The sequence below is a fragment of the Marinoscillum sp. MHG1-6 genome (genome assembly GCF_024714475.1).
Classification (GTDB): domain Bacteria; phylum Bacteroidota; class Bacteroidia; order Cytophagales; family Cyclobacteriaceae; genus JAMZMI01.
Genome location: NZ_JAMZMI010000003.1, coordinates 337,337 through 357,373 on the forward strand (window position 1 = coordinate 337,337; position 20,037 = coordinate 357,373).

Here is a 20,037-nt window from a genome sequence, read left to right on the forward strand (position 1 = left end):
GGTTAGTTTTTGATAAATAATTGACCTTCAAATTCACCTTGCGGGGATATTAACTTTAAGATATACTCACCGGGCCCCAAGGCACCCAGATCTACCCTGTACTCACTTCCAGAAACCTGCCCATTGAGCAGCCTCACTCCATTCAAATTGAATATTTCAAAACTTAGCTTTCGATCGGTATCGATAAAGAGGATGTCCTGTGCCGGATTAGGATAGACAATAATCTGGTGAGAGGGATCTCCGAAGAATGAGGCACTGAGCACATTACCGATCGTTAGTTGCTTAACTACTCGGTCATCGCCGCCCCTTCTATCATAGACAATCAGCCGCACATCATAAGTACCTTCCTGCTGATAGGTGTGAGTCGTGACCTTACCAAAGCTTTGAGAGCCATCCCCGTAATCCCAGGCATAATTCAGAAGATCACCATCTGCGTCCATAGAAGCACCCCCATCAAAGGTCATGGCAGCCGGAACTTTAGTGGAGTCGCCACTGATCTCAAAGGCTGCAAACGGGACCGAGTTGACAGCAATGACCTGAGTGGCCACATCAGATTCTGTACCATCACTTACCGTAAGCTTAACCGTAAATTCACCTCCCTTGTCATAAGTGTGAATAACTGAAATTCCCTCCTTTATGGTGCCGTCTCCAAAGTCCCAGCTGTACGTCAGGTCATCCCCGTTAAAATCATAAGATTCTGCACCGTCCAGACTTATCTCATGGGGAGCATTCCCAGATGAGTTATTCACTGTAAAAGCGGCTATAGGCTTTACATTTTGCTCAATATCAGGAATGTAAACCTGGTAAATATTCCCATTGGATTTAGTAAATAACCAAACCCTACCATTAGAATCCCTGAAAAAACGAAGGTCAATTCTACTCGAAGGAGCGAGGGTTTTGAAAATTCCTTCTTCACTCCCATCGATCCTGATCTTTGCTTCTCTTATTTCAAACTGTCTGCCCTGCACCAGAGAATCCATTGGGACATGAAACAAATCGCCATAAAGTATATCACTAAACAAAAGCTGCCCATTCAGATTCGAGTAGGAGGCATCCGTCCAGGTATAACCCAGGGCTATGGCCGCCCCTTCGGAATGATCATATTGAGCCACTGGATAGAGATAGCCGCCTTCATCAATTTCCGGTAGTGGCTCCACATTTCTGGTGCTCCAATTATACCGAAAGGTGCCTTCTCGGTGATCCCATCCATAGTTTCCACCCTTTTCCACCAGGTTGATCTCTTCAATATTGTGCTGACCGATGTCCCCAACAAAAAGGATCACTTCTCCTTCCCGTTGTTCAAACGACAACCTGTGGGGATTTCTAAAGCCATAGGCCCAAATTTCTTTTATCGCCCCATTGGTATTGTAGTACGGATTAGTCTCCGGGATTCCGTAGTTCCCATTGGGGCTATTGTTGCCCTCCGGGTCTATCCTCCAAATCGTCCCCATGTAACTCTCGACTTTTCCGATATTGTTATGAAACCCGCGTTCCGAACCGCCACCCTCGCCATTGCACACGTAGAGTAAGCCGTAGTCTTCATCTTCCGGTTGAGCAAAAGGGTTAAAGGTGATATCCTGCATCCCATGGATGGTCGTAGTAAAATCCAGGCGAACCAACTCGTTTTTCGTTCCGGAAAACACCCCGGCTAAGGGATCTGTCGCCACCCACCTGGTCAGCACCCATTGAAGCGATGAATAGCCCTCTATCGGGGAATAATCAGCTACCTGAGCATCCTGCACTTCGGCATGCGCTGTATAGAAAAGGCCATTAGTGGCATACTCCGGATGAAAGGCGATCGCTCCCGAACCTGTCCCCTTTCCTGAAGCATCTTTAAAGTCGTCAAAATGGTCCCAGAAATTGAGGTATAGAGACAGGTCTCCCTGGCTATCCATTAGGTAGAGGTATCCATTGAGGTCAATAACCGCTATTTTATCAGAACCGGGTACTTCCCTCATCATATTGATTCGGGCACGATTGTCCGGGTGAATAGTGTGCTCCGGACCCGGTCCCCCTACCGGCATGATCGCATAAGTAATGAGATCAATGACTAATCCTGAAAACTGAACCTCCTCTTCTATCGGACCTGTTTGAGACCTCCCCAGCAGACAAGAAAAAAGTATCATGAATAAAAGCACATACCTGCCAAGAAGATTATGGCTTCGAGACCTATGATCTTTCACGTCGTAGGCGTTTATTAACAATTTTTGATGGGTCATTCTATTTCAATACTTTGCTCTCAAATAGCTCTAACACTTGAATCCCTGATTATGAGGCTCGATTTGATGGGTTCCTCTACATTAAGCATGGACTTAAATGTCAATCGCTTAAGAAGAACAGAAGCTGCTTGTCTTCCCAGTTTATCACATTGCTGGTCCACGGTTGATAAGCTTGGATTGGTCACCCTTGTAAATAATTCATTGGCATAGCCAAGAACCCCAAGTTCAGAAGGCACGCTGATGTTCGCCTCCTTCGCATATTCCAGTACCCCTAATGCCGTGTGATCAGAACAGCAGAAAATGGCATCAGGTCCATTACCATTTGCTAATAACTTTTTGGCAGCATTATATCCATCTTTCTCCGTGAAGGCTTCCAGTTCCAGGGCCTTATTCGACTTGATTCCGGCATCCTCTAATGCCTGGTGGACTCCTTCCAATCGCTCACGATAGACATTGGTCACCATACCTCCATGAAGCACCCCAATTTTACGGTAACCACCACTAAGCAAATGATTGACGGCTTTATACCCCCCTTCGAAATTATCATTGACGATTCTTGGGGTGTTCAACTCATCCGTAACACGATCAAACTGTACCAAGGGCACACCTGAATCCAATACGTACTGGAGGTGTTCGAAATTCTTTGTTTGTGAACTGAGGGATATAATTATCCCATCCACCTGACTACTGAGCAGGGATCGAACTGCGTCGCATTCCTCCACATAATTTTCGTTACTCTGACAGATGATGAGGTTGTATCCTTCTCTTTTGAGTTTGGCTTCCATCCCATAGATGGCCTCAGAAAAAAAATGATGATTCAAACGGGGCACGATGACGCCCACTACCTTACTTCTGCCGGATCGAAGCCTTGCAGCCGCCCTGTTGGGTATGTAATTGAGCTCTGCAGCCACCCTGGCCACTTCTTCCTTGGTTCGGTCACTGATCCGTGGACTTCCGCTCAGAGCGCGAGATACCGTAGATGGATCCTTTTTTAATTTGTTAGCGATGTCGATGATGGTGGCTTGTCGCTCGACTCTTTCCTGTTTGTTGCTCATTTCTCTGGGGTTAATGAATTGAAATCAGCTATTAGGAAGTCCTGTAATTTCATTTCGGAATGGGATTTGAGCAAACGTTTGAATATAAGATGCTGTAATCATGAGAGGGCAAGTGTTAGGTTAGAGAATCATGTTGCTCATTAAATGAAGAATACACGTTACACAAGGATATGGATTTATCAGTCCTGATAGATTGTACAAATTCGTATGAAAGGTTAGTTGAATTCGTCCCAGGGGTTGAATCCGCGATCATTCCCTACCATCCGACAAGCATTCCCGGCCCATAGGCAAAGACTCCTGACCACCCGGCAATCATTCACCTCCATACGGCTATAGTTCATGACCGCTCTGTATAGGTGAAACGCGATGAACAATCATTCAATATGATATCGTACAAACGGACGCTTTCGCTAGTTTGGGGTTCGATTCAACCATGGTCCAAATACATCCCTCAGCAGTGTTGAAACACCTAATGAGACCTTTACTAAAACTAAATACCAGCAAAGGCTGAAATTCAATTCGTAAAAACAAAAAAAGCACTTACGACATTCCGTAAGTGCTTACACATTTCCCAAATAAAACAAACATTATCGTCGAATGGCCTCTGCCATCAAATAAAGCTCTTCTGTATCAAACCAGGTTATTAAAAAGATCAAGTCAATTCACGGAAGCTACTTCTTCCGCTTTAGAAATTGCTGGCAAAGAATTAATGGTGCCCTTAACAGTTGGTTGTGTGCGCTTGATGTATCCATTGTCATCAAAATTCAGCTCATCGATACACACTTCACGATTGTATCCGGCTGCATCCCCCATTTTGATTCCCTTTGGCCTGTTGAATCTATGATATACAATATACCACTGATCCTTTGCCTTAGAATAAACAACTGAATTATGGCCTGTCCCATAGATGGCTTTTAATGGGTCCTTCTCAATGACCACATTCCATTGAGGAATATTTAAAGTCCCTAGCGGGGAATCAGCGGTGGCATATCGTACCTTATAATTTGGACTTCTGGTATCATCCTCTGACCACAAGAAATAATACTTTCCATTACGGAAAAAGACCTCTGTACCTTCTCTAAATGTTTGATCTGGGGTCATGACTTTAAGCGTGCTCTTGTTGATTGAAACCATATCATCATTAAGCTCTACTCCGGCCATGTAACCATTACCCCAATAAAGGTAATATTTTCCGGTTTGCTTATCATAAAACACATCCGGATCAATCTCTTGTCCTCCTTTAACTCCCTCAGGTCTGAAGTCGATCAATGGCTTGCCTGTATCTACAAATGGACCCCATGGGTTATCAGCTACAGCCACACCAATCTTCTGAGCGGCAGAGAAATAATAGTAGTATTTGTAACTATCACCCACTTTCTTCTCAATGGCACATGGAGCCCATGCATTTCGATCAGCCCATTCTACATCCGTAGTCAGGTCCAGAATTTTACCCTTATTCGTCCACTTGACCATATCAGCAGATTCGAACACCTCAAAATGCTTTCCAGACCACCAGTTGAAGCCGTCGCTTGTCGGATAGAGGTAATATTTCTGCTCCCTCTCAGAGTAAATAATTTCCGGATCTGCATAGTATCCATTCAAAACCGGATTAGCCTGTTCCCGAACAACGACATCCACTGTCCTTGTCTGCTCACCAAATTGAAATGAATACTTCACCGCTCCCTTGCTAAAATCCTGAGGACCTATTGGACTCACCTTAACTTCAGAAAATAGATTTAGCTGAGGATCAAAGCTGGAAACATCAGTTCCCGGCATGACAGGTAAAGTAATTAACGACTCTCTTATCTCTATATTTTGACTTTTGACCTGATCATTTGAAGTACCCTCAACCAGGCCTATAACTTTCCCCCACTTGCTTAATAATCGGTTCATTTCTTCCTGAGTGATTGGAATGATAGAACCATGCCTCGGGTGAAAGTTCATAGAAATATTTTCATCGATGACCTTAAAGTTTTTGAGATCATCTGTCTCGCAGAATTGATATTTTCCTGATGTATACACGTCATACATCAGGATGTACTTATCTGAATTAATCAACTTGAACGTTCCTGATCCTTCTACGGCGTCATCTGTCTGATCAACATAGCCTTCCTGTACTTCGTAACCTTCATTGATTTTATCAGATGTTGCCAGCATGATTCCTTTAGCTCCTTCGTCTTCATTCTTGAAAAAGAGGTGGTATTTCCCATCCTTTAAAACAATATCACCATCAATACAGGCTCCATCTTTATACAATAGTTGCTTTGGCTCCCCTTCCAGACCTGTGAAGTCTGAATTGGCATAAGCATAATAGATGATATCCGGGGTTCCTGGCTGTAGCATCGACCAGTACAGCATATATTTTCCCGTTGAGGTATCGTAGTTGGTCTGTGGTGCCCATACTCTTCGTACGTCACCAAAATTCTCTGAATAGGTCTTTGGAATATCTATTATTGAATGTGTCCAATTAATCAAATCCTTTGATTTGAGCATAATCATAGCTGTATTTTCCCATCCCATTTCAGGCACATACAAATCTGTTAGCACCATGTAAAACATGCCATCTTCCCCTCTCAATATATGAGGATCTCGCACACCTCCCCTGGCACTTATGATTCGTGAATCTATTACCGGATCGTTGCTATTTAAAGCGAAATAATTAAAACCATCTGTACTCAAGGCGTATCTTACCTGTTCCTCCCCAGGTCCATTTCCAGTAAAATAGGCAAAAAGATAGCCTACATATTCATTCTTACTTGAAGTACTTGCACATCCACTTAATAGGAGTGATGTAAGAACTACCATAATCATCAACTGGCTTATCACGACTCTTCTTATCATAATTATTGTCTTATTCTATTGTCAAATAGCAGGAAACATCAAGTCAGAAACTCCCTCCATATTACAAAGAAGAAAACGTGTTATTTGATACAGAATAAAAGCTTAAAAAATTATTCGATAAGCCAAATGACCCCTACTATTCCCATTCCAATCTCAATAAAGAAATACCCTGAACAGGCAGTTTGAACGATAATCTCAGTTGATTATCTTCAACTAACCTCCATTTGGGTACCTCTAACAACTCTAGCTGACCGGCTTTTTCCAGCGCAGCAATCTGGGACTCCGATGGATTTTGGGGCTCACCCATTTCCTTCCAAAGGGTGTAGGAATTACTATTTTCCTGATCAACACGATAATGATGAATGAGCAGCCGGCCTTTGGGTACACCGGAAAGCAAAACCTCAACGGATGATGCCGGCATCATTAAATTATCATGATCGTGATAATTCCAGATCATCACCGTCGCTCCCCTTTCTGACCTTGCAGCGATGGCATTGACATCTTGCTCTCCTCTGACACTTTGGTCCCTCACCTCAAGAAAGTCGTAAGCCAGATTATCCTGAACTACTTCTACTCTTTGTCCTTCCATCATTCCAAACATCCTGAAGACGTTCAATACTGGTTTATCAACCCCATTGGTAGCCATATCGCGAAATCCTGCAAACCAAGGTTGGTCTTCAAATTCAAACCCCCATGTTACTGCACCAAGTAGGTTCACCCCATAGTGATCAGCCAGCTGATATTTTCGAGCGAAGGCGGCCGAGGTATAGCTGGCATACATCGTTCCGTTTCTATAGTCATTTTGAGGATAATCGGCTACGGAACAGGCAGCACATCCCTCCGGATCAGATTCTCCTATGATGATTGGAAGGTCTTTGAACTCGGGAAAGGAAGAGACAATTTCAAAGCCTTTACTGATGTCTCTTAGCTGAGTACCCAGGTTCATTTGAACCCTATTATCCACCAACTTTGGACTCCCCTTTGCATGAAAAGTTATGAAATCTAAAGGGATTCCTCTTTTTCCCGTCGCATAACTCTTGTCATCTCTGATATGCTCCAGAAATGAAGTCAACCAATCAGCGGCCTTGTCCCATCCCGGACCCGTAGTTTCCGGTCCCCCCACCTTGGCGGTTGGCAGTGCCCTTCTCACAGCATCCACGGAGTAGTCATAAAGCATGAAATATTCCTCCATTGTCCCCTGCCAATAGCCGATATTTGGTTCATTCCAAACCTCCCAATACCAACTTTCCACCTCCTGCTTACCGTATCTTTTAACACAGTGAAGAACCCATTGATAGATCAACTCAGCCCATTTCTTATAATCTGACGGAGGGTAGGCCCATCCGGTATAAATTTCCTCATAAGGTGCCCCGGGATACCAGTAATGACGATACGGTTCCGGCTTTGAAGAAAGCGCCTGTGGCATAAAGCCGATCTGGGCAAAGGGCTTCATCCCTCGCTCGACATAGGTATCAAAAATCCGATCTACAATAGTCCAATCATAAACCGGCCTCCCCTTTTTATCTTCAGTATAGGCATTTGTGGAACCCCATTTTAATCCGTGTGTTCCTTCTCCTGTCACCAACAGGCTGTGTGCCCTGACATAAACGGGCACCGGACTGAGCGATGATATTTCGGAAAGCAGCTTTTTACCATCCTTCATATAGGTGTAGTTCGGCTCATCATATCCCCACCATGCCCAAATGGGTTTCATAGGACCTACTTCTGAATTGAGGTCAATATTTATCGCAACTGTCTTTTGAGACTCTTGAGCATGGATCATTGAGCTCAATCCAACCATTATTATTAGAACGTATAAAACTTTGAGTATCTTCATAACATCCGGGTATTTTGGGTTTTCGCCCTTGAAAATAGCAAAGCCTCAACGAAACATTGAGGCTTATACCAAATAGTTAAATAGTAGGTTTACTAAACTGCTTCTGCATACAATAATTTACTCATTTGAAGCATTAATCAGCTTAATAACATAGCTATAGGTATACTTGCCATCTTTCATTAAAAACTCTTCATGAGGATAAGCACCCCAGCTGTTGTCTCCACCAACTCCTCGCTGACCAAGATCTACATGCAAGGTGATATCTTTTGAGTACCTCAAATCTGTCGGATGCTGTTGCTTCTTGGTTAAACCAGGATCTAAATCCTCGGTTTTGATATTCAAAGCACTAAAGGAGAGTGGCTGTGCACCTTCAATCATAATTGCACTGCCTTTTTTTGAAGCAAGTTTTATCCATCGGGTATCCGTGTGATATCCGTATTCCTGAGGACGGATATAAGGCATTTTATCCTCGCTGACCTTATGTTTCCAAATACCCAGGAAGGTTGCTGTTTTTCTATCAGAATAGTTCTCTTCTGGCCCTCTTCCGTAATACGTCAGGTCATCATAGTTTCCATCAAGAGTCATACGCATTCCAACACGTGGAATTTCATCGGGCCGACGGTCACCAGCCATATCAATCGTAGAGGTCACCTTGATAGAACCATCGTTCTGTACCATATAATTAATGGTATAAGGCACATTGAGGTCTGTCAATTCATAAACAACTTTTATGGACACTCCAGCCTCGGTTTGTTCACCAACCTCAACCGATTTCAGGTCTTTGTTGTTGTGAGCAGTTTTCCAGGCCCCCAGCCTTGAAGGCATTTCATTTCCGAAGTCATTATCAACTGGCGCACGCCAGAAATATGGCTCAGGCATTTTCTTGAGCGATACATCTCCGTTAGTATAATTTTCAAATCCTCCCCATCCTTTATTGAAAGTAGCAGACACATCACCAGAACTAAATTTCACCTTATTGCCGTCTTCTTTGACTGTCAGTTCTCCCCTGGCCACAGAATTGAATACAGGATCAGTAAGACTGAACTGCTCTCTGGCTATCTCATGATTTGCCGGGATCATTTCGGTAGCAGATTTCGTGTAAGCGTATACATTGAGTAAATACTCCGCACCGTTGGATATTTTAGGCAGCTTGATTTTTTTACTCACCGTAGTGTGAGGTGCAGCTTTTACATTGAAATCATCGGTTTTTATCACTTTTCCACTCTTCAGCACTTCGTATTTGAACTGATACTTGTTCAGGTTAGTGAAGTCGAACAGATTCCTTATCGCTAAGACACCTGATTCGTCTTTCAGACTGAAGAGAATATTCTGATACACTTTCTTCACTTCGGTAAGACCCGGATGGGGAGTTCTATCAGCGGAAACCACTCCATTAGCACAGAAGTTCTCATCATGCTGCAGATTGAGGCCTCCCAAATCACCTCCATAAGCCCAATAAGTACCATTATCATCTTGCGTTTTCAATCCTTGATCTACCCAATCCCAAATAAATCCGCCCTGCATGTGTTTGCTGCCCATGATCATATCCCAGTACTTCTGGAAATTACCATTGCTATTACCCATAGCGTGAGAATATTCGCACATAATAAAAGGTCTGGTTTTATCAGTTGCATCCGCATATCGCTGCATGTGATCAAACCATGGGTACATCGGACATACAATATCCGTGTTTCTGTTCTCCCCTGCCTGCTCAAATTGCACTAGTCGCGTATTGTCCTTGTCCTTGATCCAGTCATAAGCTTCATAGAAGACCGGCCCATTGCCGCACTCATTACCTAGCGACCATATGATCACCGATGGGTGATTTTTATCCCTTTCGACCAGTCGCCTTATTCTATCCTTATGCGCTGGCGCCCATTCTTCCAAATACGCCGGGTGTACACTCTTATCGAATGGCGACTGCCACTCAGCTCCCATATCATGGGTCTCAATATTCGCCTCATCCACCAGGTACAAACCATATTTATCACACAGCTTATACCACATCGGGTTTTGAGGGTAATGGCTTGTTCGCACTGCATTGATATTGTTTTGTTTCATCAGACGAATGTCCTTCAACATCATCTCCTTGGTTGGAACATGTCCCAATTCGTCATCATGAATATGCAAGTTCACACCTTTCACCAAAATATCCACTCCATTCACCATCAACTGCGCATTCTTCACTTCCACGGTACGGAAACCTACCTGCTCCGAAGTAACCATAGTCACCTCACCCTGGGCATTTTTGAGCGTGAGTACACAATCATATAAATTTGGAGTCTCCGCACTCCATCGAGCTACATTTTTAATGGTGGCGCTAAAATTGATACTTCCTGCAATATCATTGAATGACTGCTCCTTTGAATAAACAGGCTCAGTTCCGCCAACAGGAATCAATTCCAATTTTAAAGCGCCTGATTTAGCGGCACTCTCATTAAAGGCACGTAAATCTACCTCTGCACTGAACACACCATTTTGATAACTATCATCCAAACTTGCCTTCAGGAAAAAATCCCAAATGGACAATTTTGGCAGTGCGTATAAAAACACATCTTGCTCAAGTCCACTCAATCTCCAGAAATCCTGATCTTCGATGTAACTACCGTCATGATATTTGAATATCTGGATCGCGATATTATTCTCCCCCTGTTTCAGGTAGTCCGTCACCTCAAACTCTGTTGGTGATTTTGCCACTTTCGTCATTCCCACTTCCTTCTCATTCACAAAAACGCGAGCATACCCCGAAACTGATGACAGATTCAGAATCACTGCCCTATCCATCCAGGAAGATCCAATTTGAAAACTCCTTCGATAGGTCCCAACAGGATTATTTTCATTATCGACGAAGGGTGGGTTCTTCGGAAACATATATTTGATATTGGTATATACAGGTATACCAAAACCTTCCAGTTCCCAGTTTGAAGGCACGGTGATATTGGCCCACTTAGCGTCATCAAAATCCTTTTTGTAGAAATCTTTAGGCCTGTCAGCAGGTTTATCAACAAAGTTGAACTTCCAAGTTCCATTTAAAGATTTGAAATAGGCTGAATTTTCAAATTCATCCTTTCTCGCATCCAAACTATTGTCATAGGCAATAAAGTCAACATGACCGGACTCTTTATTTCGTTCAAAAACTTGTGGATTTTCCCATTCATTTATCCCTTGCGAATATACCTGGGTTGATACTATTAGGCCTGCAGTCAGCAGTAAAGATTTCAAATTCATTTGATGTTAATAAGATTATTTATTGTCATAATTCATTTCATGCCTCTGATCATTGTCAGACAAAAGCTTAAAAAAATGTCACTTCAAATATTCAGGAAAATTTTACCTGGAATGGGGCTGTCATCATTCAAAACATAGGCACTATTCATTATTGTCAGAAGTTGCAAGATTATTGGCTCTATACTCCGACGGACTCAGCCCAAATTGCTCCTTAAAACATTTCCTAAAATATTTCAAATCAGAAAACTCCAATGAAAAGGCTATTTCAGAAACTGTCATATCTTCAGACAGCAACAGCTGTGCCGCTCTCTTTATTCGGATCTTTCGAATAAAAACCTGAATAGAAACTCCTGTCAGGGATTTGATTTTGCGATACAACGCACTCTGACTCATTCCCAGCTCTTTACACAACAACGGAACGCTAAACTCTGACTCCTCTAACATTTGAAGAGTTATTCGCTCTGCCTCCAATACGAACTCCACCTCTCGTGAACTACCTGAAGCATTACGATCTATCAGATCATTGGATTCATATCGTAGCTCGAGCATTTCACGATTTTTCACGAGGCTATTTACACGAGCAATTAAAACTTCGGAAGCGAATGGTTTTGTTACATATCCATCGGCACCTACATCATAGCCTTTGATCTTATCCTGCTTCGAATCCTTAGCGGTAAGCATAATCAGAGGCACATGACTCGTAGAAATATTCGATTTGATCTTTTTACAAAACTCAATGCCATCCATTCCCGGCATCATCAAATCAGAGATGATGATATCGGGGGTATTATTGATCGCAAACTCAAAAGCCTCTTTCCCATTTTCTGCCTTTATGATCTTAAATTCCTGATCAAATAATGACTCCACATAGGTTAAAATATCCTTGTTATCATCTACAACGAGAAGCATCTTCTCGTTCTCCTTTTCTTGTAGACTCTCTATCTCTTCATGTCCATGGTCCTCAGAAGCAATGAGATCAGTTTGTCGTTTTACATCATCAATGAACCTCACATAGTCTTTGCCTTCAAACCGCTCTTTTCCTGAAGGTATGCGAATCGTAAATTTTGTACCATCCCCCTCGGAGCTTTCTACATCAATAGTCCCCATATGAAGTTCTACAAAACTCTTACTCAAGGCCAATCCAATTCCTGAGCCTCCCGTACCATAGGAATTGCTTGCCTGATAAAAAGGAGAGAATATTTCAGATAATTCGTGACTCTTAATTCCAACTCCCTCATCTTTCACCTCAATGATTATCTCGGCGTTATTTTCATGAACCCCAAAATGAACACTCTTTCCTTCCGGAGTAAATTTCAAAGCATTCGATAATAGGTTGTTCAAAACAATCTGAATTTTTTCCAAATCGAGCCATGCTTCCAGTTCATTTTCACAATAAAACCCGAACTTCACCCCTCTTTCTTTAGCCAAATAGGCAAAACTTTCTGCTTCTTCCTGAGCTAGAAACTTAAGATCATGCTTACCCACATTGAGGGTGGTTTTGTTCATTTCGATCTTACGGAATTCAAGCATTCTGTTGATGAACTTCAGTATGATCGCGGTATTCTTTTTGATTAGACTGAGGTACCTCTGATCCCTTTTATTCTGTGCAGATCTTAAGAGATCATTAACCGGTCCCTGAATTAAGGTCAAGGGTGTTTTGAGTTCATGAGAAAAATTGGTGTAAAACCTCAATTTCTCCTGCATTACGTTGTGCTCCTTTTCCCTGAGTTCCTGTTCAAAAGTCAGCTTCTGACGCAATACGATCCTGCTGTTGTTAAACTTATTCAGTCGCCAGATGATGAGAATAACCAGAATGGAATAGATGAAATAGGCCTGCCATGTTTTCCAATATGGTGGGGTAATGATCACTTCAAGTGATCTTTGAGTGTTCCCATTGACACTCTTTACCCAGAAAGTGTAATGACCCGGAGGAACATTTCGATAAGTAGCGAGATTCGATTCAGCTCCATATTGCCATTGACTTTCATACCCTTCCAGCATGTAAACAAAATCGCTTTTTTTATGAGTGGTAAAACCAGGAAAAGAAAACTGGATGGAGAAAATATTATCCAAATGATGGAGTACTATTTTATCGGTCAGAAAGATACTTTTACCATTGGGAAACACCTCTGAGTTTTCAGGATTCACTACCTTATCCGATATCTTGAGTTGATTCAAAACAATCTCAGACGTTGATTTTTTAGAGATCAGCTCATTTGGATAAAACAGATTCATCCCATAAATTCCTCCCATCACCATAAACCCATTCGTAGTGAATAATGTGGAGCCAAAATTGAAATGCCCGGATTGAAACCCATCTTCTATTCCAAATTGAAACAGCTCAGGCAATTCCTCATTATACATCAGTACTCCTGTATTCGTAGTAATCCAAAGATTATCATCTCCATCCATTTTTACTGCAGATACTGACCGTCCAGACAAAGCGTCCAGTGCTTCATGCTGAACAAACTCATCGGATTTTGAATCATAAATAACCACACCACTATGTTGGGTGGCTGCGTAGATATACGATCCATCTGTTTCAAGATCAAAAACTACATCCTGGCTGCGAATTTCATTTTCATTCCATACTGTAGACTCAATGATGTGACTACCTATATGGTATTTAAGTATTCCTCGCCCGTAGGTACCTAAATACAAATAGCCTGACCCAGTTGAAGCAATGGATCTAATATCAAGATTATTCGTTGACTCGATGAATTCTAAACGCTCGTTTTTTTCATCATAAACATACATACCTCCCTGATTGGTACCGATGTATATATCCCCTTTAACTGATTCATAAAAACATCTTATATCATTAACCATCAAACTGGAATTATCTACAGTGAAATGTTTTCTTTTCTCCACACTGAAACTCCTTTCATACAAGTAGATCCCATTGGCATAGGTACCCACCCAAACTCTTTCTTTCGAATCCTCGAGCACTCCGAGAACAGCACCAGATTCCAGTTCCGGTATTAGATTATTTTTCAGTTGACCGTTGAAAGGATTTAACAAACTCAGGCCTGCGCCATCCATCCCAACCCAAATATTACCATTATTGGACTCACATAAACCCCAAACATTTGATAGTGGCAGTGAACTACTTGAAGTAAAAGCTTCCTTTTTCACCATTCTTACCACCTCTCCTTTGGGATTAAAAATATTAACACCTCCATTATGGGTACCCAGCCATAACAGGCCGCTACTTTCCTGAAAAATTGAGCTAATGGCTCCTGATGATACGCCTCTCTCGTCATCTCTGTAGGTGAAGCGATTTAGCAATTGATATCCATCATTATTCTCGATTTGGACCTTAAATAGCCCCTGGTGCCTGGAACCTATCCAAAGTATATCCTCCTTATCCCTAAAGGTGGCTAGATAATCATCTTGAGGCAAGATATCAGCTAATCTACGATCTACATGCCTTGTTCCATTACTTTGATACCGAAGTGAAAAAACCCCGGCTTCAGTCCCCACCCAAACATGATTTTTTGAGTCGATACGGAGGTCGAAATACTTCACCTTCTCCCAACCCGTAATTTCATAAGAGCTAAAAAGTTCTATTTCCCCAGTGTGAAGATTATAGCAAATAACGCCCAAATCACTTACTGTTGCCCAAAGGAAATTTCCAATACATTCCAGGTTAAAGACGCTATATTGACCAAAATCGATTCCACTTTCTTCATGAAACAGATTCAGCTTCGTGTACTCCCCATTCGCAACTTTTGAAATACCTCCGTCGAATTCCCCAAAATAATAATCCCCCTGCCCATCGATAGTCATGGCACCAATTCTTCCCTGTATATCCTCTGGCATAAAGCGCTCAATGATATCTGACTGGTAGCTATAGATTGCAACCCCATCATCAGTCATCAACCATATATTATTCCGGTGATCTAGGTGTAATTTGGTAATAGCATTATTTGGCAATGCAGTGGCATTGCTTTTATCTTTTATAAATGCCTGAAAACCAAAACCCTCATAACGAAATAATCCTTCATTGGTAGCCACCCAAACTTGCCCCAAAGTATCCTGAACGATGTCGTTAATTACATTATTTGTCAATCCATCCGCTTCATTGAGCCTGTTGAATTTGTACTGTGTAAACAGGGTTTGCTGCGCATATCCCACCAGACCAATGAGAATCAACATGGTTGTAATTCCTTGTCTGATTTTAATAAATGGGTCAATCATAATGTGATAACTATCATCGTATAAAGTTAACTAATAACTCCTTCCATGAGTTTGAGATTGATTACCTACACCTCTTCAATCGCAGTAAAACTAATTTTCATATCACTCAACACGGTAGACCGAAATTACTCCACCAATCCCGAACTGATCTTGATCCTGGATTCAGGTAACTCTTGTGATGTAACCGTCAATACAATATCACCTTCTTCTCGTGTACTCCTTATGACTACCAGCGCACGACCTTTCCAGGCCTTTCTGGATTTTGCCACGTAAGGATCACTATCACTCAAATTGGCATTATCCACTCCTGCAATTATCCCAGGACCATTAATACTAAACTCAAGCAGGTTCTCCGCATTTGGTTGAACATTTCCATCCTGATCCACAATTTCCACTGTTACGAACGCAAGATCCTGAGCATTTGCTTTTATTACTTTTCGATCAGCCTTAAGACTAATACCGGTAGCCTTACCAGCCGTTTTCATTTTAACAGTCTCACGCTCCTCCCCGTTTTCTACAGCTACAGCTTTAATCATTCCCTCCGAATAAGGGACAGCAAAAGTGGCCTTAAACTCCTGTTCCTTACCTGTGAGCTCCTCTCCCACTAATGCTCCATCCTGGTACAACCTTACGGCAGGATATTTCGAGTACACTTCTACTTCCATTGTGTCTCCTTCACGCCCTGGCCATGTCCAACTCTCCCATGTAGGCCAAACACCCCACCAGGTAACATGAATCTCACCATCCTTTGGATTTGGTTCCTTGACAGCCATATATAACTTCTCCTCATCATTCCACAGTAAGGATCGATAATGACTGATGGGTTTTCTCCAACCAACCAGATCAATATCTCCACAATACGCTCCATGATTAGGGTAAAAATCTTTTTCCCAATGCTGCCCGCCAGGCTCCCACGAATAATGGTAACGACCAATACCGGATTCCCCCAAATAATCAATAGCCGTCCAAACAAAATCACCAATCACATATTTATGCTTTTGAGACATGTCCCACACCCAAAAAGCGTCTTTTGGATAACTTTCAGATTGAAAAATGATTCTATCTGGATCACGTTCATGATCTTTTTCGGCTTCGTGCAACATGTAATTATAGCCACAAACATCATGAGCATCCATCAAAGGATCAAACACATCCCAACCCTGATTCCAGGAAGTCATTGCTGAAGTTACTGCCCTGGTAGTATCACATTCGTAAACAGCTTTTTTGAGCTTGGTCATCGTTTCCACGGCCTCGGGCTTCAATCGCTCAATAATCTCATTTCCCACACTCCACATAATGATAGAGGGATGATTACGATCTCGAAGCACCATTGACTGAACATCCTTTTTCCACCATTCGTCAAAATATTTTGAATAATCGTGGGTCGTTTTGCTTTCACGCCAGCCATCAAATGATTCATCAACTACCAAAAGACCTAGACGGTCACAAAAATCCAGGAACGCTTCGGATGGCGGGTTATGTGCGGTCCTCACCGCGTTATAACCTGCAGCCTTCAAAAGCTCAACTTTACGTTCTTCAGCTCGGTCATAAGCCGCTGCTCCGAGGCAACCATTATCATGATGTACACAGCCTCCATTTAGAATGATCGACTTGCCATTTAGTACAAATCCCTCTTCGGCACTAATCTTAATACTCCTTACTCCAAAAGTCTCAATGCTTTCATCAATCAGGTCACCTTTTTTATTAAGAATATGCACTCTTGCCGTATAAAGATTTGGAGCTTCTGGTGACCACAGCTTTGGATCTTCGATGGTAATGGATTGAGCCACCTCTATTTCAGTATTAGCGGCTATTTTAATGGTTGATTTGCCTGTGCCTACCTGTATTCCTGAGTCACCATAAAGTATAGTCTCAACTGTAAGTTTCCCTTGCTTTTTAGTTTCGTTCTTAATCAATGAGCTAATAGCAACACTCGCCCTATCCGGACTGACCTCTGGAGTGGTAATAGTCACTCCCCATTGCGCTAAATGGACAGGATCAGTTACCTGAAGCCAAACGTGACGATAAATACCGGACCCACTATACCATCTACTATTTTTTTGTTCCGAATTATCCACTCTTACTGCGATGACATTCTCACCTCCATAGTTGATATATGGAGTAAGGTCATAGGAAAATGAGGTATAACCATAAGGGTGTATGCCAAGCGATAGACCATTAATAAACACCTCGGAATTCATATACACACCCTCGAAATAAATGGAGATCAGATCGCCTTCCGATTCATTTGGGACTACAAAAGTTTTTCGATACCAACCAATGCCAGCTGGAAAATACCCTCCATCGTTACCCATAGAGTTATCTGCGGCAATTTTACCTTCAATACTCCAATCGTGAGGAAGATTTAATTCACGCCAATCTGAATCATCAAAATCTGCATCTTTTGCTTCGGATACATCTCCGAGTCGAAACTTCCAGTCATAGTCTAATGTCTGTTTCCTTTCGGGTATTTGTGCGATCACATTCGCCTGGCAACTAGCCAGCAGCCATATAATTGACAGTGAAAAAGTAATTGCTGATGGTGTTAAATAGATAGCGCTGTTAAAATGCAAACGTCTCAATCCTTCGAATTGGGTAAAAAACGATTTAAATAAGGTCAATAATGCCATAATTCGTATAATGCTGATAAAAATTTTCTACAAGGGATCAATCTAACACCACCTGGTAAGCAATGCTTTGCTAGTGATACTCACGCTCCCAAGTATATAAAGCACATTATTCCCATTTTGCTACATGGGTTTGAAGATTTTTCTTCAAACAAGAATAGGACTGACAGGAGATTTGATTGCTGGTTGACCTGTACATATAATATAGCAACAGATTACAACTATCCTTCATCTCAAAAAATACTGTAAAAAATCTCGTTTTCTTGGTATTACTCCATCAAAATTCGACTTTCAGCTGATGTAGGCAAATCGGGCATGAGGTATCATATTTGCCTTATCATTTAAATAAGACACAGTACCATACATTCAAATGAAAATGAAAATCACATTCCCTGTTGCATTGATCTTTTTTGCTTCCTTGTCATTTGCGCAAAGTGGCAACCTCGAACTACATTATGATTTCAAAACGGCAAAATATGAAACCGTCATACCAGACATTTCGGGCAACGGCTATAGCGGAACGCTCAAAAACAATGCTTACGTAGACAATATTGGCCAATACGCTTTATTGAACCTTGGTCTTAGCAATGGATACCTGGATATGGGTGAAAAGGCTGGTCAACTTATCAATAGTATGGAAGATTTTTCAGTATCCACGTATGTATTAGTTGATGAGTCTAGCAATCTTGAGGCGAATGGGAATTTCATATGGACTTTTTCGAACAGCGATGACATCGCCAGCGATCGAAATGGTTGTATTTTTTATTCCGCCAAAAACCAGGAGTATTCCATCACGAAAACGGATTACCGTGAAGACGTATCTTTTGGAATGGACTCCCCATTAACTAAACAACAATGGAAACATGTGGTTTATACCCAAAAGGGAAAAACAGGAACGATATACCTGGATGGAAAAGTACAATCCACTAACAACATTAACATTACACCTGCTGAACTCGGACAAACTCAATATAACTTTTTAGGCAGATCACCTTACAATGGAGATGCCTACCTTAAGGGCTCCATTGCTGATTTCAGGGTTTATTCCAAAGCGCTTTCAGCTAAACAAGTGATCAAGCTATCAAACGATTTGAAGGCCCTGAATGCAACAGTTGAAAAATACCTTTCAAAGCCTAAGAAATTCGTTAGCTCCGGAAACCCAATCATAAGACATAAATATACCGCTGACCCTGCTGCACTCGTTCACGATGGTGTTTTCTACATTTACTCCGGTCAGGATATTGGAGACGGATCTTATTATAATATGCCAAACTGGTGCGTTTTCTCAAGCGAAGACATGGAAACATGGTATGAGCACCCGGTACCATTGAAAGCTAACACATTCAATTGGACAAAAGACAATTCATCATGGGCTTCGCAGGTGATAGAAAGAGATGGAAAATTCTATTGGTACGTCTCCGCCGAGCACGCTTCAGGAAGTGGAAAGGCAATTGGGGTAGCTGTTTCAGATTCACCAACCGGACCATTTGAAGATGCCCGTGGCAGTGCGATTATTACCAATGACATGACCACTAGGTGGACTGGCATTTCATGGGATGATATTGACCCGACGGTATGGATCGACGATGATGGACAGGCCTATCTATTTTGGGGAAACACCCAGTGCTACTACGCCAAACTTAAGGACAACATGATTGAGTTGGATGGCGACATCATCGCCGTTGACCTACCGAACTTTACAGAGGCCCCGTGGATTCACAAAAATGGTGACTGGTACTATTTATCATATGCCTACCAATGGCCGGAAAAAACAGCCTACGCACGAAGCAAAAGTATCGAAGGACCATGGGAGTTTGGTGGCATACTAAATGAACTGGCAGGAAACTCCAATACTAACCATCAGGCCATTGTAAAGTATAAAGGCGATTGGTATTTTGTGTACCATAATGGGGGAATTGGTGGCAGCTACTTACGATCAGTGTGTATTGACTATTTATATCATAATCCGGATGGCACAATCAAAAGAATCCAGATGACCTCCGAAGGTGTAGAAAAGATAATGCCCTAAT

At 42.1% G+C, this 20,037-nt stretch carries 8 protein-coding genes; 1 reads left to right on the plus strand and 7 read right to left on the minus strand.

Annotation, left to right across the window (positions count from 1 at the left end; all coding sequences use genetic code 11):
* Nucleotides 1-2: 2 nt before the first annotated feature.
* The 7 genes from NXR94_RS08700 to NXR94_RS08730 form a co-directional block, all read right to left on the minus strand.
* A complete protein-coding gene (locus NXR94_RS08700) occupies nt 3-2,183 on the minus strand; it encodes a PKD domain-containing protein (protein ID WP_258104231.1) in 2,181 nt (726 codons plus the stop codon).
* Between the two features lie 56 nt (nt 2,184-2,239).
* Entirely contained in the window at nt 2,240-3,274 is a 1,035-nt protein-coding gene (locus tag NXR94_RS08705; protein WP_258104232.1) for a LacI family DNA-binding transcriptional regulator, read from the minus strand.
* Nucleotides 3,275-3,931: 657 nt separating this feature from the next.
* Nucleotides 3,932-6,115, minus strand: coding sequence for a family 43 glycosylhydrolase (locus tag NXR94_RS08710; protein WP_258104233.1), 2,184 nt, complete (start codon nt 6,113-6,115; stop codon nt 3,932-3,934).
* Between the two features lie 136 nt (nt 6,116-6,251).
* On the minus strand, nt 6,252-7,952 hold the full coding sequence (locus tag NXR94_RS08715) for a beta-xylosidase (protein ID WP_258104234.1): 1,701 nt from the start codon (nt 7,950-7,952) through the stop codon (nt 6,252-6,254).
* 117 nt (nt 7,953-8,069) lie between these two features.
* Nucleotides 8,070-11,180, minus strand: a complete 3,111-nt coding sequence (locus NXR94_RS08720; protein ID WP_258104235.1) for a glycoside hydrolase family 2 TIM barrel-domain containing protein — start codon at nt 11,178-11,180, stop codon at nt 8,070-8,072.
* 141 nt (nt 11,181-11,321) lie between these two features.
* On the minus strand, nt 11,322-15,380 hold the full coding sequence (locus tag NXR94_RS08725; RefSeq protein ID WP_258104236.1) for a two-component regulator propeller domain-containing protein: 4,059 nt from the start codon (nt 15,378-15,380) through the stop codon (nt 11,322-11,324).
* A 125-nt stretch (nt 15,381-15,505) separates the two neighbouring features.
* Nucleotides 15,506-17,962 (minus strand): sugar-binding domain-containing protein, encoded by a 2,457-nt coding sequence (locus NXR94_RS08730; protein WP_258104237.1) that lies wholly within the window; start codon nt 17,960-17,962, stop codon nt 15,506-15,508.
* Between the two features lie 421 nt (nt 17,963-18,383).
* Here NXR94_RS08730 and NXR94_RS08735 point away from each other — a divergent pair, with 421 nt between their 5' ends.
* On the plus strand, nt 18,384-20,036 hold the full coding sequence (locus tag NXR94_RS08735) for a family 43 glycosylhydrolase (protein WP_258104238.1): 1,653 nt from the start codon (nt 18,384-18,386) through the stop codon (nt 20,034-20,036).
* Nucleotide 20,037 lies beyond the last annotated feature (1 nt).